The sequence below is a fragment of the Pseudomonas marginalis genome (genome assembly GCF_001645105.1).
Taxonomy (GTDB): domain Bacteria; phylum Pseudomonadota; class Gammaproteobacteria; order Pseudomonadales; family Pseudomonadaceae; genus Aquipseudomonas; species Aquipseudomonas petroselini.
The window spans coordinates 37,547-58,004 of the sequence record NZ_LKEG01000046.1; the positions used below are offsets into that span (position 1 = coordinate 37,547).

21 protein-coding genes are annotated in these 20,458 nt (G+C 61.6%); 18 read left to right on the plus strand and 3 right to left on the minus strand.

Going from position 1 to position 20,458, the window contains the following annotated elements; translation table 11 throughout:
- Positions 1 to 65 precede the first annotated feature (65 nt).
- Positions 66 to 971, plus strand: coding sequence for a LysR family transcriptional regulator (locus tag AO064_RS20340; RefSeq protein WP_046034664.1), 906 nt, complete (start codon positions 66 to 68; stop codon positions 969 to 971).
- A 107-nt stretch (positions 972 to 1,078) separates the two neighbouring features.
- A complete protein-coding gene (locus AO064_RS20345) occupies positions 1,079 to 1,873 on the plus strand; it encodes a class II aldolase/adducin family protein (RefSeq protein ID WP_064054438.1) in 795 nt (264 codons plus the stop codon).
- A 51-nt stretch (positions 1,874 to 1,924) separates the two neighbouring features.
- Here the strand turns inward: AO064_RS20345 and AO064_RS20350 are convergent, their stop codons facing one another.
- Positions 1,925 to 3,007: an LLM class flavin-dependent oxidoreductase gene (locus tag AO064_RS20350; RefSeq protein ID WP_012724828.1), complete on the minus strand. Its 1,083-nt coding sequence runs from the start codon at positions 3,005 to 3,007 to the stop codon at positions 1,925 to 1,927.
- A gap of 292 nt (positions 3,008 to 3,299) precedes the next feature.
- Here AO064_RS20350 and AO064_RS20355 point away from each other — a divergent pair, with 292 nt between their 5' ends.
- The gene (locus AO064_RS20355; protein ID WP_375232525.1) at positions 3,300 to 3,920 is read left to right on the plus strand and encodes a hypothetical protein; all 621 of its coding nucleotides are present in this window, start codon (positions 3,300 to 3,302) and stop codon (positions 3,918 to 3,920) included.
- Here the strand turns inward: AO064_RS20355 and AO064_RS20360 are convergent.
- Entirely contained in the window at positions 3,872 to 4,204 is a 333-nt protein-coding gene (locus tag AO064_RS20360) for a hypothetical protein (protein ID WP_012724826.1), read from the minus strand. The genes AO064_RS20355 and AO064_RS20360 overlap by 49 nt on opposite strands.
- The gene (locus AO064_RS20365; RefSeq protein ID WP_224265927.1) at positions 4,201 to 4,509 is read right to left on the minus strand and encodes a phosphomannomutase; all 309 of its coding nucleotides are present in this window, start codon (positions 4,507 to 4,509) and stop codon (positions 4,201 to 4,203) included. Before AO064_RS20365 ends, AO064_RS20360 begins: the two co-directional genes overlap by 4 nt.
- Positions 4,510 to 4,739: 230 nt before the next feature.
- On the opposite strand from AO064_RS20365, the gene AO064_RS20370 reads away from it, so the two are divergent.
- The 15 genes from AO064_RS20370 to AO064_RS20440 all read left to right on the plus strand — a co-directional run bounded on the left by AO064_RS20370 (position 4,740) and on the right by AO064_RS20440 (position 20,449).
- Positions 4,740 to 5,180, plus strand: coding sequence for a low molecular weight protein-tyrosine-phosphatase (locus AO064_RS20370; protein ID WP_064054440.1), 441 nt, complete (start codon positions 4,740 to 4,742; stop codon positions 5,178 to 5,180).
- Between the two features lie 41 nt (positions 5,181 to 5,221).
- Positions 5,222 to 7,441, plus strand: coding sequence for a polysaccharide biosynthesis tyrosine autokinase (locus AO064_RS20375; RefSeq protein ID WP_064054441.1), 2,220 nt, complete (start codon positions 5,222 to 5,224; stop codon positions 7,439 to 7,441).
- Positions 7,442 to 7,465: 24 nt separating this feature from the next.
- Positions 7,466 to 8,761, plus strand: a complete 1,296-nt coding sequence (locus AO064_RS20380) for a lipopolysaccharide biosynthesis protein (RefSeq protein ID WP_147469655.1) — start codon at positions 7,466 to 7,468, stop codon at positions 8,759 to 8,761.
- Complete coding sequence (locus AO064_RS20385; protein WP_064054443.1) at positions 8,758 to 9,933, plus strand: O-antigen ligase family protein; 1,176 nt, start codon at positions 8,758 to 8,760, stop codon at positions 9,931 to 9,933. Before AO064_RS20380 ends, AO064_RS20385 begins: the two co-directional genes overlap by 4 nt.
- Positions 9,930 to 11,093: a polysaccharide pyruvyl transferase family protein gene (locus tag AO064_RS20390; RefSeq protein ID WP_064054444.1), complete on the plus strand. Its 1,164-nt coding sequence runs from the start codon at positions 9,930 to 9,932 to the stop codon at positions 11,091 to 11,093. The genes AO064_RS20385 and AO064_RS20390 overlap by 4 nt, the downstream gene beginning before the upstream one ends.
- Positions 11,090 to 11,641 (plus strand): LbetaH domain-containing protein, encoded by a 552-nt coding sequence (locus tag AO064_RS20395; protein ID WP_064054445.1) that lies wholly within the window; start codon positions 11,090 to 11,092, stop codon positions 11,639 to 11,641. The genes AO064_RS20390 and AO064_RS20395 overlap by 4 nt, the downstream gene beginning before the upstream one ends.
- A 14-nt stretch (positions 11,642 to 11,655) precedes the next feature.
- Positions 11,656 to 12,615 carry a nitroreductase family protein gene (locus tag AO064_RS20400; protein ID WP_167355338.1) on the plus strand — a complete coding sequence of 320 codons (960 nt, stop codon included), beginning with the start codon at positions 11,656 to 11,658 and terminating at the stop codon, positions 12,613 to 12,615.
- Between the two features lies 1 nt (position 12,616).
- Complete coding sequence (locus tag AO064_RS20405; protein ID WP_064054447.1) at positions 12,617 to 13,552, plus strand: glycosyltransferase family 2 protein; 936 nt, start codon at positions 12,617 to 12,619, stop codon at positions 13,550 to 13,552.
- Positions 13,553 to 13,621: 69 nt separating this feature from the next.
- A complete protein-coding gene (gene gmd / locus AO064_RS20410) occupies positions 13,622 to 14,743 on the plus strand; it encodes a GDP-mannose 4,6-dehydratase (RefSeq protein ID WP_012724815.1) in 1,122 nt (373 codons plus the stop codon).
- Between the two features lie 2 nt (positions 14,744 to 14,745).
- Positions 14,746 to 15,723 (plus strand): GDP-L-fucose synthase, encoded by a 978-nt coding sequence (gene fcl, locus AO064_RS20415; RefSeq protein ID WP_064054448.1) that lies wholly within the window; start codon positions 14,746 to 14,748, stop codon positions 15,721 to 15,723.
- Positions 15,723 to 16,931, plus strand: a complete 1,209-nt coding sequence (locus AO064_RS20420; protein ID WP_064054449.1) for a glycosyltransferase WbuB — start codon at positions 15,723 to 15,725, stop codon at positions 16,929 to 16,931. Before fcl ends, AO064_RS20420 begins: the two co-directional genes overlap by 1 nt.
- 5 nt (positions 16,932 to 16,936) lie before the next feature.
- On the plus strand, positions 16,937 to 17,395 hold the full coding sequence (locus AO064_RS20425) for a GDP-mannose mannosyl hydrolase (protein WP_064054450.1): 459 nt from the start codon (positions 16,937 to 16,939) through the stop codon (positions 17,393 to 17,395).
- Between the two features lie 23 nt (positions 17,396 to 17,418).
- A complete protein-coding gene (locus AO064_RS20430; RefSeq protein WP_064054451.1) occupies positions 17,419 to 18,828 on the plus strand; it encodes a mannose-1-phosphate guanylyltransferase/mannose-6-phosphate isomerase in 1,410 nt (469 codons plus the stop codon).
- Between the two features lie 180 nt (positions 18,829 to 19,008).
- Positions 19,009 to 19,248: a hypothetical protein gene (locus AO064_RS20435; protein ID WP_043205499.1), complete on the plus strand. Its 240-nt coding sequence runs from the start codon at positions 19,009 to 19,011 to the stop codon at positions 19,246 to 19,248.
- An 88-nt stretch (positions 19,249 to 19,336) separates the two neighbouring features.
- A complete protein-coding gene (locus tag AO064_RS20440) occupies positions 19,337 to 20,449 on the plus strand; it encodes a polysaccharide biosynthesis/export family protein (RefSeq protein ID WP_082893968.1) in 1,113 nt (370 codons plus the stop codon).
- Positions 20,450 to 20,458 lie beyond the last annotated feature (9 nt).

Sequence of the window (20,458 nt, forward strand, 5' to 3'; positions counted from 1 at the left end):
CAGGCAGCCTTCCTGCAACTATGCTTCGCACACATCTTAATGACTGTTCTCTATGTGCGGCCCAAATGAAAATTGACGATATCGATGCCTTTGTCGAAGTGATTCGTTGCCAGTCCATCAGCCATGCCGCCGAGTCGTTGCAACTGACCCAGCCGGCCATCACCCGCCGTGTGCAGAACTTCGAGCAGGCGCTGGGCGTGGAGCTGTTCGACCGCAATACCAAACCTCTCAAGCCTACGCTGATCGGCACTCGCGTCTACGAGCAGTGCCGGCTGATCCTGCGCGAGATGGATGCCCTGCGCGAGCTGGTGGCCACCGACGCACCGCCTACCGGCGTGTTACGCCTGGGCGTGCCGCAGACCATCGGCGATGTGGTGCTGTTGGACGCGCTCAAGCACCTGCGTACCGAATACCCTGAACTGCGTGCCCAGGTCGCCACCGGCTGGGGCAGCCAACTGGTGGGCAAGATCGAGCGCGGCGAGCTGGATGCGGCGGCGGCGTTGTTCCCAGCGGGCAAGATCTTCCCGGATAACATCATCGGCGAGTCCATCGGCAAGATGGAACTGGTGGTGGTGTGCGCCAAATCCCAGCTGCCGAAAAAGCCGTGCAAACTGGCGGACGTCTACCAGAACGGTTGGATCCTCAACCCGGACGGCTGCGGTTTCCGTGCCGGTTTACAGCGGACCTTGTCCGATCAAGGCCTGGCCCTGCGGGTCAACCTGGAAACCTTCGGCACCGAGCTGCAACTGGGTTTGGTGGCGGACGGCCTGGGCTTGGGCCTGGTGCCTCGGCCACTGTTGGAACGCAGCGCGCATCGCGAGCAATTGGCGGTGATGCCGCTCAAGGACTTCAAGCCGGTCATGGATCTTTGGCTGATCTACCCGCACTTCCTCGGCAACCTGCAGGGCCCGGTGGATGCGTTTGGCAAGTGGGTGGCTGCCTCGTTGCACAAGATCAAGGATGCTGCCTGATATGAAAAAAAATAATAATTAGCTTAGATTAAAATGTGCTTTTTATTATTTTTTTGCATCCCCTAGGCTTGCCTGGAAGTCCTTAAGGCCATCCAGGAAGTTTTGCCATGAGCAGCGTCACCTCGATTTCCAGCGTTTCCAACAATGTTCGCCAACGCGTCACTCCGGAAGAATGGGAAGTGCGCGTCAAACTGGCCGCCGCTTATCGCCTCGCGGCCTTGTACAAGTGGACCGACCACATCTATACCCACTTCTCCGCCCGCGTGCCGGGCCCCGAGGAGCATTTCCTGATCAACGCCTTCGGCCTGTTGTTCGACGAAATCAGCGCCTCCAACCTGGTCAAGGTTGACCTCGACGGCACGATCGTCGATGACCCTACCGGCCTGGGCATCAACTACGCCGGTTATGTGATTCACAGCGCCATCCACGGCGCACGCCACGACCTGCAAGCGGTGCTGCACACCCACACCCGCGACGGTATCGCGGTGTCGGCGCAAAAAGACGGGCTGTTGCCGATCTCCCAGCATTCCATCGGTTTTTCCGGGCGGGTGGCGTACCACGGGTATGAAGGCATTGCCCTCGACCTGGACGAACGCGAGCGGTTGGTGGCGGACCTGGGCGACAAGAGCGTAATGATCCTGCGTAACCACGGCTTGTTGACTGCCGGTGTCAGCGTAGAACACGCGTTCCAGCAACTGCAGCAGTTGGAGCGCGCGTGCACTATCCAGGTCGCGGCGCAGGCGGCGGGGAATGCGGAGTTGATCTTCCCGCCGAAGGACGTGGTGGAGAAGGTCGAGCAGCAGGCCAAGGCGCATTCGACGGGTGAAGGCCCTGGGGTGGCGCGGCATTGGAATGCGTTGATTCGGCAGTTGGAGCGTAGCGATACCGACTATAAAAACTGATCTTAATGTGGGAGGGGGCAAGCCCCTTCCACCTTGGGTTTTGTGTTGTTCTCAGGCTACCTGCTTGGCCTGCTCGCGTTCTGCGATGAGTTGGCGGGTGAGGGGGATCAAGCGCTTGCCGTAGTCGATCGCATCATTGAGCGGATCAAACCCACGAATCAGGAACGTGGTAATCCCCAGGTCGTAGTAATCCACCAGTGCTTCCGCGACTTGCTCAGCGGTGCCCACCAACGAGGTGGAGTTGCCTTGCGCGCCCAGCAACCCGGCAATCCCGGTCCACAGGCGCTTATCCAGCCGCGAGCCCTGCGCCGCTGCCGCGAGCAACCGACGCGAGCCTTCGTTCGGCGGTTCGCGTCGTACAAAACCATTCTTCTCGGCCAGCGCCGTGGCCTGCTGCAGGATGCTGTCGGCGCGCGCCCAGGCCAACGCTTCGGTCTCGGCGAGGATCGGTCGCAACGACAAACTGAAGCGAATCGTGCGCCCATGCTTGGCGGCTTCGGCGCGTACCTGGGTCACGATTTCACGCACTTGCTCGTAGGTTTCGCCCCACAGCGCGTAGACGTCGGCATGCTTGCCCGCCACTTCGATCGCGGCCTTGGAGGCGCCGCCGAAATACAACGGGATGTGCGGTTGCTGCGGCGATTTAACGGTGGAGTGCGCTCCTTCGACCTGGTAGTAGGTGCCGTCAAAATCAAAAGGCTGTTCGCTGGTCCATTCCTGGCGCACCACGCTGAGGTATTCGTCGGTGCGCGCGTAGCGTTCGTCCTTGCCGATATGGCTGCCGTCGGCACGCAGTTCGCGGTCGTCGCCACCGGTGATGATGTGCACGGCGGTGCGCCCGCCGTTGAACACGTCGAGTGTGGTGAACTGGCGCGCGGCCAGGGTGGGCTGGGTGAAACCCGGGCGGTGGGCGATGAGGAATTGCAGCTTCTTGGTCACGCTGGCGGCGTGGGAGGCGATCAGCGTGCTGTCCGGGCTGTTGGAATGGAAGGCCACCAGGGCACGATCGAAACCGGCGTCTTCGTGGGCGCGGGCCACGGTCTCAACGTAGTCGGGTTGCAGGGTAGGGCCGCTGCGTGGATGGATTTCGGAAGCGTGATGGCCGCCGATGTAGCCGATGAATTCAATGCTCATGGTCTGTCCTTATCTGGGGCGTGGTCTCTTGCGGTATGGGCACCTCCACCGGGCAGGGGGTCGGATATTCATGTCCAAAGTAGGGGCAGGGACGGCGCCTGTAAAATGCCGTTTGGTTCTAACCTAATTATTAAAAAAAATAGTATTAAGCTTTGGCTGTATCAGGAAAATGCATTTTAGCCTGAAGCCTCGCCGGGCTTTCAGCACCATCCTGACCGTAGATAACGTTGTAATTTCCCCGATGCTCAGGTCTGATGGGCGCCGAAAGGGGCACGTCGATGGTTGGGGAATGATGCGCGCAGAACTTGCACACTATGGCGGCATTACCGTCATGATTCCGGCCGCCATCATCATTGCGGTGTGGCTGAGGTATTCGAACCCATGGGCCCTTCGCGCCTGGGTCATCACCGTCGGCGTTAGTTATTCGATTGTCGCGTTCAGTAAGTTGCTGTTCAAAGGCTGGGGTTTGTCGTTTGAGCCTTTGGACATTGCCGTATTAAGTGGGCATGCCATGAACACGACCCTGATGATCACGGTGGCAGCGAGTCTGATTGCGCGCCAGTTCAATCCGCGATTACGCTGGCCGGCGGCGGGGGTGGGGTTAATGGCCAGTGCCTGGTTCAGTGCGTATTGTGTTGCGCCTTACATCCATCCGCTGAACGAAGCATTGGCCGGTGCCACGCTGGGGGCTGTGGCGGCCATGGCGTTTCTGTGGCGAATCGAGCCCGTTGACGTCAAGGTTTCCCCGGCCTACATCGGTGCCGGCCTGGCAGCCTTGCTGGTGTGCGCCATGGCGCCCAAGTACAACGCCGAGTTGTTGCTCAACCGCGTGGCAATCACCCTCTCAGGTGCCGAACGCGCCCATCAAGAGCCTTCCTGGCGACTGGAAGCGGCGCACAGCAGGGCTGAGTAAGTCACCAGGTCCAGCGCCCGGTTGCTTTCCACCATCAGTTCCAGCAACACCGTCTGCGCGTTGAAGCGCTGCACATCACCGCGACGCCGCGCCTCGATCATCTGCTTGAACAGCGTATGGGTGATCTGCTGCGGCGAACTGCCCTGCAGCTGTTCCAGCCAACGGCCGATCGCCAGGGTATTGCGCCGGTACTGTGTGCCCACCGCCGGCTCGGCGAAACCTTCAAACATCCCCGTGAGCTTTCTCAGCGCGTAACTGCGTATTACATCGTCCAATAGGCTCATGGCCGCTCCTCAGTGCCGGAGATATTCGCCAGCAATTCGGCGGTCTTGACCTGCATGAACTGGCTGTCGCCACGACTTTCCACGCACAGGCACACCGACGCCGCATCACTGACCTGCAACTTGAAACGCCAATCGGCAAACACCATCGACAGCCCAGAGCCGGACTCATCGCTGTCCAGGGAGTTATCGGCATACAACACCTGCATGCGCTCGACGACGCGGGTCGAGTTATTCACTTCAACATGAATATTTCCCGAAGAAGGAAATAGGCCAATACGCTCTACCAATAACTTCGAAGTGTTCATGGCCGTCCCCTTGTTGTTGCACTCGAGTGGCACTTTATTATGCGGGGGTGGAAAAGTGCTGGAATGTTATTTTTAGTCGGTTAGTTGCGCGATTGTTATTTTTTGTCTTGCGCGATAGATAGTCGTACTTAGGGGGCTGTGGTCATAATTGCCCGGTCGTTAGTTGGTGGTATTCCAATAAGGTCATCCCTTTTGCCGAAGAATAAGTGTGCGGTGCGTGGGAGGTTGCCTTGTTCAAAAACATATTGATTGTGTGCATCGGCAATATCTGCCGCAGCCCCACGGCAGAACAGTTATTGGGCGCCGCGCTCGAACCCTGTGGGATCACGGTGAGGTCGGCCGGCCTGGCGGCGTTGCGTGACCATCCGCTTGAGCCTCTGGCGGGGCAAGTGTTGCAGGAGCACGGGCATGCGCCCCAGGCGCACAAGGCGCGGCAACTGAGCGTTCAAGCGGTGAGCGAGGCCGATCTGATCCTGGTGATGGAGCAGCGGCACATCGACGGCGTGCTCAACCTGGCTCCCGAGGCGCGGGGCAAGGTGTTCCTGCTGGGCAAGTGGCAGCACGACCGCGAGATCACTGACCCCTATCGCCAGGGCAAACCTGCCTTTGTACAGGCCTATGCATTGATCGAACAAGCCGCCCAAGCCTGGGCCCAGCGCCTGGCGCGCTGACGCTCCCTCTTTAAATGATTGCAAGGACGAAGACGCGATTTATGTATTCACCCCAGAACGCTTCCCCGGATAGCCCTCATCGCGACGAGATCGATGTGCTCGGCATGCTCGGCACCCTGATCGATCACAAATGGCTGATCGCAGGGATCACCGGCACCTGCATGCTCATCGGCGCGGCCTACGCCATTCTGGCGGCGCCGGTGTTCCAGGCGAATGCGTTGATCCAGGTGGAACCGAAGAAAAACGACATGCTCGGTTTTTCCGATGTGAGCAGCCTGCTGGGCAAGGAGTCGCCGGCGGTGACCGAGATCGAACTGATCAAGTCGCGGACCATCATCGGCAAGACCGTCGACACCCTGGCGCTGGATATCACGATTACACCGCAGCATTTCCCGTTGATCGGTGGCTTCCTGGCGCGGCGGTATATGCCGGAGCACAAGGGCGATATCGCGCCGCCGCTGTTTGGTGTCAGCCGCTACTCGGCGGGTGGCGAGCAACTGGAGTTGAGCAGCTTGAAGCTGCCGACCGCGCTGCTCGGTACCTCCCTGGTGCTCGTGGCCGGCGAAGCCCAGGCCTATGCCCTGTTTGATGAGGATGACCGGCAGATCGCCGCGGGCCACGTCGGCGAGCCGTTTGCGGCCAACGGTGTCGAGGTGCTGGTCAAGGAATTGCGTGCCAACCCCGGCGCACATTTCAAGATCGTGCGCAAGCCACGCCTGGATGCAGTGGCGGATTATCAAGACCTGCTGACCGTGATCGAGCGCGGCAAGGAGTCGGGCATCATCAGTCTGTCCCTGGAGAGCACACGCCCGGCCCTGGCGATTCGTACGCTGAATGAAATCTCCAACCTCTATGTGAAGCAGAACGTCGACCGCACCTCGGCCGAGGCGGCGCAGAGCCTGTCGTTCCTCAATGACCAGTTGCCCCAGGTGCGTCGTGACCTGGAAAAGGCCGAGAACGCCTTGAACCGCTTCCAGACCCGCAGCAAATCCATCGACATCAGCCTTGAGGCCAAGGCCATGCTTGATCAGGTGGTGGCCCTCGACACCGGCATCTCCGAGCTCAAGCTGCAGCAGGCCGAACTGGACCGCAAGTTCACCCCTCAGCACCCGGCTTACCGCGCCTTGATCGCCAAGCTGGCTGAGCTCAACGCCAAGCAGGCGCAGATGACCAAGCGCGTGGAAGGCTTGCCCAGCACCCAGCAGGAGTTGCTCAGCCTGACCCGCGACGTGCAGGTGGGCACCGAGATCTACACCCAACTGCTTAACCGTTCCCAGGAGCTGGACGTAATGCGTGCCGGCACGGTCGGCAACGTGCGTTTGATCGACAGTGCCGATGCCAACCTGGCCAAGCCTGTGGAACCGCGCAAAATCATCGTGGTGCTGCTGGCGATGCTGCTCGGCGGCATGTTGTCGGTGGGCCTGGTGCTGGTGCGCAGCCTGCTCAACCGTGGCCTGGAAACGCCGGATGGCATCGAGAAACTCGGTTTGCCGGTGTACGCGTCGATTCCCTTCAGCCTGCTGCAAAAGGCCGAGGAGGTCAACGCGGCAAAGAGCCGCTCGGCGGCGCCCTCGTTACTGGCGCTCAATCACCCCCAGGACCTGGTGATGGAGGCGATGCGCAGCCTGCGCACCAGCCTGCATTTCGCCATGCTCGAGTCCAAGAACAACCGCTTGATGATCACCGGCCCAAGCCCGGAGGTCGGCAAGACGTTTGTCTCGGCCAACCTCGCAGCCATCATCGCGCAGGCCGGCCAGCGCGTGCTGCTGATCGATGCCGACATGCGTAAAGGCTACCTGCACAAGATGCTGGGCAAGGTGGTGGAGGCGGGCTTATCCGATCTGCTGGTCAAACGCTGTGACCTGCACGAGGCGATTCAACCGACCCAGATCGAGCGCTTCGACTTCATCGGCCGTGGGCAGATCCCGCCCAACCCGTCAGAACTGTTGATGCACCCCAATTTTGTTGCGTTGCTGGCTGAAGTCAGCGAGCGCTATGACTTGGTGATCATCGACACGCCGCCGCTGCTGGCCGTCACGGATGCCGCGATTATCGGACGCCAGGTCGGTACTAGCCTGCTGGTCACACGTTTTGGGGTGAACTCGGCGAAGGAGATCGAACTGACCCTGCGGCGCTTCCATCAGAACGGCATTGAGCTCAAGGGCGCGATCTTCAATGGCGTGGAAAAACGTCGTTCCGCCAGTTATGGCTATGGCGATTACGGCTATTACAGCTATGCCTATCAGTCCGACAAGGCCTGATGCGCGATGAACAAAGTGCTTGAAATGCCTCGTTCGTTGTCGCGTCGTTTTCGCCTCAACGTCCTGAGCTACGGCTACACCCAACTTGTGACGCTGGCGGCGCAACTGGTGCTGGTGCCGTTCTTCCTGCATGCCTGGGGCACCGGACGCTATGCCGATTGGCTGGTGCTCACAGGTATCCCGTCGATGCTCAGCCTGCTCGACCTTGGGGTAGCCCAGGCGTCGGCCACCAGTGCCACGTTGCGCGCCAGCCAAGGCGATGTCGCGGGGGCGCGGCGCAGCGTGCAGACCGCGCTGGCATTCACCTTGGCGGTGGTCGCGCTGGTGCTGCTGTTTGCCCTGACCCTCGGCCAGTGGCTCGACTGGGTCGCGTTGCTCAAGCTCAAGACCCTGGCGCCCGAGCAGGCCAGCCTGGTGGTGGTGTTCATGTCCGGCTACCTGTGCACGCGCCTGTTGGGTGGACCGATCGATGCCTGGTTTCGCACCATTGACAGGACGGTCGGCGGTGTCTTCATCATGGCCAACCGCAGGACTTTGGATATCGTACTGTCCATCGCCGTACTGCTGCTCGGCGGCACGGAGCTGCAATTGGCCCAGGGCATGTTCTTCAGTCAGGTGCTGTTCCTGTTGCTGGTGACGGTGTTTGTGCGGCGCATTTCGCCCTGGCCGCTGCTGGGCCTGGCATCAGCTTCCTGGGCTGAATTTCGCGGTATCTGGAAACCGGCGGTGGGCAGTGCGGCGATCCCGCTGGCCCAGGCGATCACCCTGCAAGGCGGGCTGCAAGTGCTCAACCAGATCGCCGGCCCGGCGGTGGTGGTGGGTTACACCATGGCGCGTACCTTGATGCGGCTGATCATCCAGCTGGGGATCACGTGCAGCAATGCCCTCACACCGGAGATCTCACGCCTGGCCGGGCGTGGGCAACTCGACGAGGCGCGGCGTTTTACCCGGCGCGCCAGTTCACGGGTACTGAGCCTGTGCGTGCTGGTGTACGTCGCCGGGATCTGGGCCGGGCCGCAGATCATCCTGTGGTGGAGCCACGGTCTGGTGCAGGTCGACCGACTGTCCCTGGCGCTGATCGGCTCGCACACGATCTTGAATGTGGCCTGGTTCATCCTCGCGGCGCTGCTGATTTCCACCAACCGCCACACCCGCACGTCGCTGATCTATGCCTTGAGCAGCGCGGCGGCCTTGGTGGTGTGGCTGGCGTGCAAGGAACGTATTGACCCGTTGTTGGGCGCCTCGCTGTTGTTGTCGTTGCCCGAGCTGGTGGTGCTGGTGTACCTGCGGGTAGTCGGTGTCGGGGAGGTGCGCCCATGATGCTGTCCCAGGCGCGCCTGACCCTCTACTTGCCGCTGACGTTCTTTGCCTTGCCCTTGGCGTTGAGCAACAACCTGTCGCAGCCGTTGGCGTTGCTGCTGTTGCTGCCTTTTGTGGTGTATGCGGCGCGAGGCTTTACCCGCGCTTTGCCGTTGCTGGCGCTGGTGGTAGCGTCCAGCGTGTTGCAGGTGCTGGTCAGCAGCGGCGCGAAGATCTCCCTGTACCAGTTCCTGCGTTCGGGCATTCCGTTCTTCTATTTTGTGCTGCTGTTGGCCGGGTACGGCTATGTGGCGGCCAATCTGGAAAAAATCGCCCTGGCTCATAGCATCAACTACCGCCGCATCTTCGAGCGAGTCATCTATGTCTTCGCCCTCGGCCAGTTGTTGCAGGTGAGCCTGTACGGTGTGGGTATCGACCTGACCAACGCCGCGTCCAAATCCAGCGACGAGGTGGGCCGCATCATGCTGTTCCCCACCAGCTCGGCGGTGCTGCTGTTTTTCTACGCCTGTTGCCAGCGCAAAGTCGGGTTGATGCTGATCCTGGCCGTCACACTGCTGGCCGCCGGTTCCAAGACCATCCTGGCGGCGATGGCGGTGATGATCCTGCTGTCGGCGATTACCCAGCGCAAGCTCAAATCCCTCGCAGTGCTGGTGTTGGCCATCGGCGCCCTGGGCACGCTGACGTTCTATAGCAGCCCCCTGGCGGTATCGCGTTTTGCCACCTACCTGTTCGAAGAGAAGGGTGAGGACGTAACCCGTGCGTTCGAGATTGCCCATGCCAAGGAGTCGTTCCTGGCAAACCCGGCCACGGTGTTCCTCGGCAATGGCCTGGCCAAGCAATTGACCCCTGGCGTGCCTACCAATGACGAGCGCTGGTTCGAGAACTCCAAGTTCGATATCGAGAACGGCTACTGGGGCGTGACAGCCAAGCTCGGCGTAGTCGGCGTGGCGCTGTTCTGCCTGCTGTTCAGTGGCTTGCCGCGTAACCCCGTGTCGCTGGCGGTGGTGGCGATCCTGCTGATTTTTTCGTTCAAGACCAGCTACCAGTTCTTCACCACGTTTGATGGCAGCTACTTGCTGGTGTGGTCGATGTGCATCGGCCTGCTCAACAAAGTCACGCCTGCGCGCCAGACGGTTTACCCCCCTTACTTACTGAAGCAGGCTGGATCATGAGCGCATCTGTACGCCCCGTCAGGGCCGGGATACTGACGTACCATTTCAGCGAGAACTTCGGCGCGGTGCTGCAAGCCTACGCCTTGCAGCGCTGGCTGCAGCAACAGGGCTTGCAGGTCAGCCTGATCAACTACCATCCGGCTTATGTGGAAGACGGCAGCGAGATTCGCCAGGTGCTCAACCCACGTCAGCTCAAGGCCAATCTCAAGGCGCTGTACCTCAAGGCCCTGGCGTTGAAAACCCAGGTGCTGGGGCCGAATGTGCAGTCGCAGCAGTTCCAGGCGTTCAAGGCGCGGTTTCTGAATGTCCAGGAGCTGCGCTACGCCCATGCCGCCCAGCTCAACCAGGCAGTAGCCGGCCAGCACTTGCTGGTGGCGGGCAGTGACCAGATCTGGAACCCCTCGGGCCAGACCGGCCTGGACCCAGCGTACTTCCTGGCGTTCGATTGCGACCCGGCGACCCGGCGCATCTCTTACGCCGCCAGTTTCGGCAAGGAGTACCTGGAGCCCGAATACCACGCCGAAGCGCAGGGCCTGCTCAAGCAACTGTCGGCCATCAGCGTGCGCGAAGAGAGCGGGGTGGGCATCGTGCAGCAGGTCGCGGGGCTGGCCGCCGAATGCGTGCCCGACCCGACGCTGTTGCACCGTGATTATTCGGCGCTGCTCGCCACGGCCACCCAGGCCCGCACCGGTCACGTGTTCTGCTACGCATTGCGCACCGGCGTGGGGGTGCGTGAAGTGGCGCAGGCGCTGTCCCGGTACGTGGCCGGCCCGATTGTCTCGCCGTACAACGCGCACCGGCGCTGGCGGCAGATCGGCGAGACCGTGCAGGTCGGCCCGCAGGACTGGCTCAAGCTGCTCAAGGAGTCGGCCTATGTGGTGACCAACTCGTTCCATGCCACGGTGTTCGCGATCATCTTCGAGAAGCCCTTTATCGCCGTGGGCCTGCCGGGCAACAAGGCCTCGCTGAATGCCCGGGTGCGCAACCTGCTGCAGAAGCTGGAACTGTCCCAGCGCTTCCTGCCGGCGGACGACATCGACCAGGTACAGGCGTTGATCGCCGCCCCCATCGATTGGGTGGCGGTCAGCGCCCGGCGCCAGGCCTTGCAGCAGGTGGGCGAACGCTACTTGCTGGAACAACTGGCGGCGCTCAAGCCATGAGCGACTTCGCCCAACTCAAGTACGTCGACACCTTGCCGCGCAGCGACAAGGCCCGTCGCCTGTGGTGGAGCATCATCTACCACTTGCTGTTTCGCCCCACGCCACGCTGGATGCTGCACAGCTGGCGCTGTTGGTTGCTGCGCCGCTTTGGCGCCAAGGTCGGCGTCGGCTGCCGGATCGCGCCCACGTGCAGCATCTGGGCGCCGTGGAACCTGGAGATCGGCGACTACACCGCCATCGCCGACGGCGTGGATGTGTACGCCATGGCCAGGATCACCCTGGGCTCCAAGGTCGCCATCAGCCAGCGCAGCTTTTTGTGCACCGGCACCCATGACACCCGCAGCCTGCTGCGGCCGTTGGTGACCCGCGAGATCGTGATCAAGGACCACGTGTGGGTCGCCGCCGAGTCCTTCATTCACCCCGGTTGTGTGCTGGAGGAGGGCTGTGTGGTGGGCGCGCGGTCGGTGGTCATCACCAGCCTGCCGGCCTGGATGATTTGCGTCGGTGCGCCGTGCCGCCCCCTCAAACCGAGAGACATCGCACTATGAAACAGGTGAAACGCATGATGGATAAGGCATGGAAGTTGATGTTGTTCGTCAGCGAATTTTTCCGCGACATGCTCACGTTTATTCGCCACAACGGGTACTCGCCGCTGGAAAGCCGCAACAAGAAGCTGTTCTACAAGATCCTCATCGAAACCCACACGGTGGAAAAGGGCCTGTCCCTCAAGGAGCCCAAGCCGCTGTTCGGCAAGGACAAGATCAACGCCATCATCCGCATGCTCAACGACTACGACCGCACGTACTCGGCGCTGCCGCTGGAGATGGCCCTCGGCGCGTTCCAGGGCTACCTCGACCTGCACCGCACCCTGGGCATCAGCGACGACTTTGTGTTCTACCTGGAAGCCTATGTCGAGCACCTCAAGCGTGACGGCACTCCTGGCACGGGCGGCATCAAGCGCGCCGCGCCGTGGCCCGGCAGTGAGGGGTTGGACGCCAAGGCCTTCCTGCAGTCGCGCTCCAGTTGCCGCATGTTCCAGGCCGGCAAGATCGACAGCGGCTTGCTGACCTCGCTGGTGGAACTGGCGCAGTCGTCACCTTCGCAATGCAACCGCCAATCGTCGCGGGTGCATGTGTACCAGGACCGTGCGGTGATCGCGCAGTTGCTTGAGCTGCAAGGCGGCTCGCGTGGTTTTTCCCAGTCCGTGGACAACCTGTTCGTGGTCACGTCGGAAGTCACCGCCTGGGGCGGCGCCGGCCAGCGCAACCAGCTGTATGTGGACGGCGCACTGTTTTCCATGGGCCTGTTACTGGCTTGCCACGCCAATGGTTTGGGTGCCTGCCCGCTGAACCTGGCGATCCTCAATTCGGTGGAAAGGAAGATCCGCAGCCTCGGCGCCATCCCGGCCAGCGAACGCTTGATCATGATGATCGCTGTGGGCCTGCCCCTGGAAAGCCACTTCCGCGCCGCGCGTTCACCGCGCCGGCTGTGCAGTGAAGTCCTGCAATTGCATGGGGCCTGAGATGAACCGCGAAACCATCAGCGTCATCATCCTCACCTACAACGAAAGCCTGCACATCGCCCGGGCCATCGACTCGGTGCGCGCCTTCAGTGATGAAGTGCTGGTGGTAGATTCATTCTCCAGCGACGACACCTGCGACATCGCCCGCCGCCACGGCGCGCGGGTGGTGCAGCACGCGTTCATCAACCAGGCCAAGCAGTTCCAGTGGGCGTTGGACAACTTGCCGATCACCGGCAACTGGACGATGCGCCTGGACGCCGACGAAATCATCGAGGCGGACCTTGCCGCCGCGATCAATTCCCGCCTGTCGACGTTGGCCAGCGACATCACCGGCATCAACTTCAAGCGCAAGCATATTTTCATGGGCCGCTGGGTACGCCATGGCGGCCGCTATCCCCTGAAGATGCTGCGGCTGTGGCGCACGGGCCTGGGGCGCATGGAAGACCGTTGGATGGACGAGCACATCTCGGTGGCCGAGGGCCGCACCATCACGCTGGAAGGCGGGTTTGCCGACCATAACCTGCATGACCTGACCTTCTTCACCCACAAGCACAACCAGTACGCCACCCGCGAAGCCATAGAAGTGCTCAACGCACGGCTCGGGTTGTTCGCGATCCGCGATGAAGTGCATACGGGGCAGAGTTCGTTCCAGGCCAAGGCCAAGCGGCTGATCAAGAACCGCCTGTATAACCGCGTGCCGTTCACCCTGAGCTCGACGGCGTATTTCTTGTGGCGCTACATCATTCAAATGGGGTTTCTCGATGGCCGCAGCGGCCTGGTCTATCACCTGCTCCAGGGTTACTGGTACCGCTTTCTGGTGGGCGCGAAAGTGCTCGAACTGGAAACCGCGATTGCGCATTTAAACGATAAGGAAGCCATTGTCCGCGAACTTTCAAAGTTGACCGGACATAACTTGAACCTGCCCACACCGAAGTAACTGACCGTTTTTAACAAACACCCAAGTTTGGGTGTCGGCCTTCGCTCGCCTATCAATCGGGAGACAGACATGAACAAAGTCGCGCTTATTACCGGGATTACCGGTCAGGATGGCTCGTACCTGGCGGAACTGCTGCTGGAAAAAGGCTATACCGTGCACGGTCTCAAGCGACGTTCATCGTCGTTCAATACCCAGCGCATCGATCACATTTACCAGGACCCCCAGGCCCTGCATAAAAACCTGATCCTGCACTACGGCGACCTGGCCGATTCGTCCAACCTGACGCGCATCATCCAGCAGATCCAGCCCGACGAAATCTACAACCTCGGCGCGCAATCCCATGTGGCCGTGAGCTTTGATTCGCCGGAATACACCGCTGATGTGGATGCCTTGGGCACCCTGCGCATCCTCGAAGCGATCCGCCTGCTGGGCCTGGAAAAGAAGACCCGGTTCTACCAGGCTTCGACCTCCGAGTTGTACGGCCTGGTACAGGAGACCCCGCAAAAGGAAACCACGCCGTTCTACCCGCGCTCGCCCTATGCGGTGGCCAAGCTGTACGCCTACTGGATCACCGTGAACTTCCGCGAGGCCTACGGCCTGTATGCCTGCAACGGCATCCTGTTCAACCACGAGTCGCCGCGCCGTGGTGAAACCTTCGTGACACGCAAGATCACCCGTGCGCTGACTAACATCGCCTTGGGTCTGGAACAGTGCCTGTACATGGGCAACATGGATGCCCTGCGTGACTGGGGCCACGCCAAGGACTACGTGCGCATGCAGTGGATGATGCTGCAGCAGGACCGCCCGGAAGACTTTGTGATTGCCACCGGCGTGCAGTATTCGGTGCGCGACTTTATTCGCTGGTCGGCGGCGGAGTTGGGGCTGCAGTTACGTTTTGTCGGCGAAGGCGTGGAGGAGGTGGCGGTGGTCGAGCAGATCGACGGCGACCTGGCCCCTGGCATCCTGGTGGGGGATGTGATTGTGCGGGTGGACCCGCGTTATTTCCGCCCGGCAGAGGTGGAGACGCTGCTCGGCGACCCGTCCAAGGCCAAGCGTTCTTTAGGTTGGGTGCCGGAGATCAGTGCGCAGGAAATGTGTGCCGAAATGGTCCGCGAAGACCTCAAGGTCGCCCAGCGTCACGCCCTGTTGCGCCTGCATGGGCACGACGCACCGATTGCCGTGGAGAACTGAGCATGGCACGCGATCTTGATGCACGGATCTTTGTCGCCGGCCATCGCGGCATGGTCGGTTCGGCCATTGTTCGCAGGCTGTGGGCGCTGGGGTATACGCAGATCCTTACCGCTGGCCGCGATGAACTGGACCTGCTCGACTCGGCGGCGGTGCAGGCGTACTTCGCCGGGCACCGTGTGGACCAGGTGTACCTGGCGGCCGCCAAGGTCGGCGGGATTCACGCCAACGCCACGTACCCGGCCGATTTCATTTACCAGAACCTGATGATCCAGGCCAACGTGATAAACGCTGCCCACTGCCACGGCGTGCAGCACCTGTTGTTCCTTGGCTCATCGTGCATCTACCCGGTGCATGCGCCGCAGCCGATGATCGAGGCGGTGTTGCTGGACGGCGCGCTGGAGCCCACCAACGAGCCCTACGCGGTGGCCAAGATTGCCGGGATCAAGCTGTGCGAGAGCTACAACCGCCAGCACGGGCGCGATTACCGCAGTGTGATGCCGACCAACCTGTATGGGCCGGGTGATAACTATCACCCGGAGAACAGCCACGTGATTGCAGCCTTGTTGCGACGTTTTCATGAGGCGACCCAGCGCGGTGATGACGAGGTGGTGATCTGGGGCAGCGGCCGCCCGCGCCGTGAGTTTTTGCATGTAGATGATATGGCGGCGGCCAGTGTGCACGTGATGGAACTCGACGCCGCGCGCTACCGCGAGCAGACCCAGCCGATGCGCTCGCACCTGAACGTCGGCACTGGCGTGGATTGCACCATCGCCGAGCTGGCAGAGGCGCTGGTGCGGGTCACCGGGTTCCGGGGGCGCTTGCGCTTCGACGCCAGCAAGCCCGACGGCGCGCCGCGCAAATTGCTGGATGTAAGCCGTATCAACGCCCTCGGTTGGGAAGCCTACGTGCCGTTGGAAGAGGGCCTGCGCGATGCCTACAACGCTTACCTCGCCGCGCTCGAACAGCCTCGGGGCCAGTGATGAAGATCCTTTTGTACGGCATCAATTACAGCCCGGAGCTGACCGGCATCGGCAAATACAGCGGGGAACAGGCGCGCTGGCTGGCGGCGCAAGGGCATGCAGTGCGCGTGGTGACCGCACCGCCGTATTACCCGCAGTGGCAGGTGGGCGAGGGCTATTCGCCGTGGCGTTTTCGCACCGAGCAGGACGCCGGCGTCACCGTGATTCGCTGCCCGCTGTATGTGCCGCGCCAGCCCACGGCGCTGACGCGCCTGCTGCACCTGGTGAGCTTTTCCGCCAGCTCGTGCCTGGCGGTCCTGGGGCAACTGCGCTGGAAGCCGGACCTGGTGATCCTGGTGGTGCCCACGCTGTTTTGTGCGCCCCAGGCGCTGCTGCTGGCCAAGCTGAGTGGCGCGCGCTCGGTGCTGCATATCCAGGATTATGAAGTGGATGCGATGTTTGGCCTGGGCATGGGCAGCGGCTCGCTGCTGCGACGCTTGGCGTTCGGCATCGAGCGCTGGCTGTTGCGGCGCTTTGATCGGGTCTCGACGATTTCCAGCGGCATGCTCGACAAGGCCCGTGGCAAAGGCGTGAACAGCAAGCGGCTGATGTTCTTTCCCAACTGGTCGGAGACTGCGCGTTTTCGCCAGGTGCCGCACAACCGCGCGTTGCTTGAACGCTTGGGTGTGCCGCCGGGCGCCAAGGTGCTGTTGTACGCCGGCAATATCGGTGAGAAGCAAGGCCTGGAGCTGATTCTGGATGCGGCGCGGGCCCACGTCGATCGTACGGAGGTGGTGTTCCTGATTGTCGGCCAGGGCACTGGCAAGGCGCGTTTGCTTGAGCGTGTACACAACGAAGGCCTGCGCAATGTGCTGTTCGCGCCCTTGCAGGCTTACGAGGATTTACCCGCGCTGCTGGCCTCGGCTGACGGGCACCTGGTGATCCAGAAACGTGGGGTGGCCGATTCCGTCTTGCCGTCCAAGCTCACCAACATTCTGGCGGTGGGCGGTCATGCAATTATCACCGCCGACCCCGGCACCACCCTCGGCCGCCTGTGCGAGGAGCACCCAGGCATTGCGGTGTTGATCGAACCGGAATCGCTCGCGGCGCTGAACGCCGGGATCGAGCAGGTTCTGGCATTGCCTGCGGGCAATAGTGTGGCGTTGAACTACGCCAAGGAGTTCCTCGACAAGGAACGCATTCTGCAACGTTTTCTGGCACAGGTCTGACGAGTATGTGGCTTGATTTACCGACCTTCCAAACGGTCGTAGCGTCGACGCCCCTGGTGGCGATCGACCTGGTGGTACGCAACCGTCGTGGCGATGTTTTGCTCGGCCTGCGTGTGAATCGACCGGCCTACGGCTTCTGGTTCGTGCCCGGTGGGCGCATCCAGAAAAACGAAAGCCTGGACGGCGCCTTCCGACGCATCACCCAGGATGAACTGGGGCACCCCTTCGAGCGCGCGACTGCACGGCTGCTGGGGGTGTTCGAGCATTTCTACGATGACAGTGTGTTTGCCAACGCCGGGGCCGGGCCGGACACCCACTATGTGGTGCTCAGCTACTGCCTGGAGCTGGCCAGCGACGAAACCCTGCAGCCGCCTACGGAACAACACCAGCAATACCGTTGGTGGCCGGAGGATGAACTGCGCTTCAGCCAGCGGGTGCATGCCAACACCCGCGCCTATTTCTGATGCTCTCGCCCAAGGATGCCCTCATGTTAATACCCGTGATCATGGCTGGCGGTTCGGGGTCGCGCCTGTGGCCGCTCTCGCGGCAATTGAACCCCAAGCAGTTCCTGCGCCTGACCGATGCGCACCTGTCGATGCTGCAGCAGACCATCACACGCCTGACCGGCGCCAACGTGGGCTTGCCCCAGTTGATCTGCAACGAGCAGCACCGCTTTCTGGTGGCTGAGCAATTGCGCCAGTTGGGCCTGGAACAGGCGAGCATTCTGCTGGAACCGGTGGGGCGCAACACGGCGCCGGCCATCGCGCTGGCGGCGTGCAAGGCGGTGGCCGAGGCCCACGACCCGGTCCTGCTGGTGCTGGCGGCGGACCACCTGATCGAAGACATCCCGGCGTTCCATGCCAGCCTGGAAGTGGCGTTGCCCCTGGCCCGGGCCGGCAAGCTGGTGACCTTCGGCATCACCCCCACCTGTGCGCACACCGGCTACGGCTACATCGAACAGGGCGTGGCGGTGGGCGAGGGCGGTTACCGGGTCAAGCGCTTTGTCGAGAAGCCGGACGCCACCACCGCCGCGAAATACGTGGCCAGCGGTGACTACGCCTGGAACAGCGGCATGTTCATGTTCCGTGCCAGCCGTTACCTGGAAGAGTTGGAGCGCTTTCAGCCGGCGATCCTCGAAGCGTGTCGCGTGGCGTTGGAAGGTGGCAGCCAGGACCTGCCGTTCACCCGCGTGCACAGCGCAACGTTTGCCGCGTGCCCGGACGTCTCCGTCGACTACGCCGTGATGGAAAAAACCAGCGAGGCCGTGATGGTGCCGTTGCAGGCCGGCTGGAGCGATATCGGCTCGTGGTCGGCGCTGTGGGAGGCCAGTGCCAAAGATGCCAACGGCAATGTGCTGCGCGGCGATGGGCTGGCGCTCGACACCCGCGACACCTACGTCCACGCCGACAGCCGATTGGTCGCCACTGTCGGGGTGCAGGACCTGATCATTGTCGAGACCAAGGACGCGGTGCTGGTGGCGCACAAGGACCAGGTGCAGCAGGTCAAGGGCATCGTCGACCAGCTTAAACAGGCGGGGCGGCATGAGCACCTCAACCACCGTGAAGTGTATCGGCCGTGGGGCATGTATGACTCGGTGGACAGCGGCCAGCGCTACCAGGTCAAGCGCATCACCGTGAAGCCGGGGGCCAAGCTGTCGGTGCAGATGCATCACCACCGCGCCGAGCACTGGATTGTGGTGAGTGGCACGGCGCGGGTCACCAATGGCGAGCAGACGTACCTGGTCTCGGAGAACCAGTCGACCTATATCCCTATCGGCCAGGTGCACGCGTTGGAAAACCCAGGCGTGATCCCGTTGGAGTTGATCGAGGTGCAGTCGGGGTCTTATTTGGGCGAGGACGACATTGTGCGCTTTGAAGACAAGTACGGTCGGGCCTGAAGTTTTCCGACAATTAATAACATTTTAAATAACTTCACGGGCGCCAATGTATTGAAGGCCGGGCGCTTCGCCGATAAAACGTTATTTTTTAACCGCGGCGTTAATTATTCGCCGTCTGGTGCACTGTTTAGTTGAATGGCACTATCGGACTGACCATTCACTGACGATAAGGAGTCTGAGATGAGAACACCACTGGCTATTATTGTACTCAGTATCCTGAGTACTTCTGCGTTGGCCGTTGAGTTGCCGTTGGGGCTCGATACCACGGTGGCGGGCACGGTGACGGTGGGGCAAACCCTGCTGGTCGGCAGCGCCCTCATCGCCGGTGTTGCGGCGGCTTCCAACAGCGGCGGCAGTTCCAATGGCGGCACCACCACGGGTACCACCGGCACGACCGGCACCACCGGTACCGGCAACTAAGTTGTAAACCTTCCGCTTTTCAGACCGCTTGGAATCCCCACCCAAGTGGTCTTTTTTTCTTGTCGATTATCGCGAGTGTCCTAGCACTATGATGCGTATTTTTTCTGTTGCGGCTATGGCCGCTGCATTGTTGCAAGGCTGCATGTTTGCCCCGGGCCAATATATGGACACGGCGGCGATGACCGAGCAGGGTGGCGCTGAAAGTAGCCGCGTGGATTTAATTCCGATAACGCCCAAGTTACTCGCCATGGACGCGGCCACTCATGTGCCGTATTCCATCCCGGCAGAACTGTTGAGTTATAAGCCTGGCCCGTATTTGATCGGTGCCAATGATGCGCTGTATATCACGGTGTGGGATCACCCCGAACTGACGGCGCCTTCCGGTCCACAACAACAGATCGATGCCAACGGTCGCCTGGTCAGCCCCGAGGGCAACCTGTTCTACCCCTACGTGGGCGAACTGACTGCCAAAGGGCGCTCCATTGAAGCGTTGCGCAGCGAGATCACCGACAAGCTACGCCAGTACATCGACAGTCCCCAGGTGGACGTCAGCGTGCTGCGGTTTGCCAGCCAGCGTGTGGTGATTACCGGCGCGGTAGCCAAGGCCGGGCCGGTGCCGATCACGACCATCCCGATGAACGTGATGGAGGCCATGGGCGCCGCAGGGATCGACCCGCTCAATGCCGACCTGTCGAACCTCACGCTCACCCGTGACGGCAAGCGCTACACCCTGGACCTCGACACGCTCAACCTTGCACAGTCGCGCGTGAACGACATCTACCTCAAGGACGGCGACCAGCTGTACCTGGCCTACAACGACCGCAAGCGCATCTACGTGATGGGGGAGGTCATGCAGCCTCGCGCCCTGAGCTTCAAGACCCGCAGCATGAACCTCTCCGACGTGCTCGGCTCGGTGGGCGGGGTCAACCAGAACACCTCCAACGCGGATGCCATCTACGTGATCCGTGGCGCGCAGAACATGGCGACAGAGCCGGCCAAGGTGTACCAGCTGGAAGCCGCGTCTCCGTCGGCCATGGCACTGGCCACGCGCTTTGATGTGCAGCCCCAGGATGTGGTGTTCGTCGGCCCCGCCAATATCACCCGGTGGAACCGCTTTATCAGCCAGTTGATCCCTTCCGCCACGATCGTCGGCATTGGCGCGTCCACCCAGAACAACCTGAGCGAAGCCAGCAACCGATAGGGTGGAACC

Coding starts and splice junctions, on each gene's coding strand:
- AO064_RS20435 (WP_043205499.1), top strand. CDS start 19,009: ATGAGAACACCACTGGCTATTATTGTACTCAGTATCCTGAGTACTTCT.
- AO064_RS20405 (WP_064054447.1), top strand. CDS start 12,617: ATGAACCGCGAAACCATCAGCGTCATCATCCTCACCTACAACGAAAGC.
- AO064_RS20345 (WP_064054438.1), top strand. CDS start 1,079: ATGAGCAGCGTCACCTCGATTTCCAGCGTTTCCAACAATGTTCGCCAA.
- AO064_RS20340 (WP_046034664.1), top strand. CDS start 66: ATGAAAATTGACGATATCGATGCCTTTGTCGAAGTGATTCGTTGCCAG.
- AO064_RS20420 (WP_064054449.1), top strand. CDS start 15,723: ATGAAGATCCTTTTGTACGGCATCAATTACAGCCCGGAGCTGACCGGC.
- AO064_RS20430 (WP_064054451.1), top strand. CDS start 17,419: ATGTTAATACCCGTGATCATGGCTGGCGGTTCGGGGTCGCGCCTGTGG.
- AO064_RS20365 (WP_224265927.1), bottom strand. CDS start 4,509: ATGAACACTTCGAAGTTATTGGTAGAGCGTATTGGCCTATTTCCTTCT.
- fcl (WP_064054448.1), top strand. CDS start 14,746: ATGGCACGCGATCTTGATGCACGGATCTTTGTCGCCGGCCATCGCGGC.
- AO064_RS20385 (WP_064054443.1), top strand. CDS start 8,758: ATGATGCTGTCCCAGGCGCGCCTGACCCTCTACTTGCCGCTGACGTTC.
- AO064_RS20400 (WP_167355338.1), top strand. CDS start 11,656: ATGATGGATAAGGCATGGAAGTTGATGTTGTTCGTCAGCGAATTTTTC.
- AO064_RS20390 (WP_064054444.1), top strand. CDS start 9,930: ATGAGCGCATCTGTACGCCCCGTCAGGGCCGGGATACTGACGTACCAT.
- AO064_RS20380 (WP_147469655.1), top strand. CDS start 7,466: ATGCCTCGTTCGTTGTCGCGTCGTTTTCGCCTCAACGTCCTGAGCTAC.
- AO064_RS20440 (WP_082893968.1), top strand. CDS start 19,337: ATGATGCGTATTTTTTCTGTTGCGGCTATGGCCGCTGCATTGTTGCAA.
- AO064_RS20375 (WP_064054441.1), top strand. CDS start 5,222: ATGTATTCACCCCAGAACGCTTCCCCGGATAGCCCTCATCGCGACGAG.
- AO064_RS20395 (WP_064054445.1), top strand. CDS start 11,090: ATGAGCGACTTCGCCCAACTCAAGTACGTCGACACCTTGCCGCGCAGC.
- AO064_RS20360 (WP_012724826.1), bottom strand. CDS start 4,204: ATGAGCCTATTGGACGATGTAATACGCAGTTACGCGCTGAGAAAGCTC.
- AO064_RS20355 (WP_375232525.1), top strand. CDS start 3,300: ATGCGCGCAGAACTTGCACACTATGGCGGCATTACCGTCATGATTCCG.
- AO064_RS20425 (WP_064054450.1), top strand. CDS start 16,937: ATGTGGCTTGATTTACCGACCTTCCAAACGGTCGTAGCGTCGACGCCC.
- gmd (WP_012724815.1), top strand. CDS start 13,622: ATGAACAAAGTCGCGCTTATTACCGGGATTACCGGTCAGGATGGCTCG.
- AO064_RS20350 (WP_012724828.1), bottom strand. CDS start 3,007: ATGAGCATTGAATTCATCGGCTACATCGGCGGCCATCACGCTTCCGAA.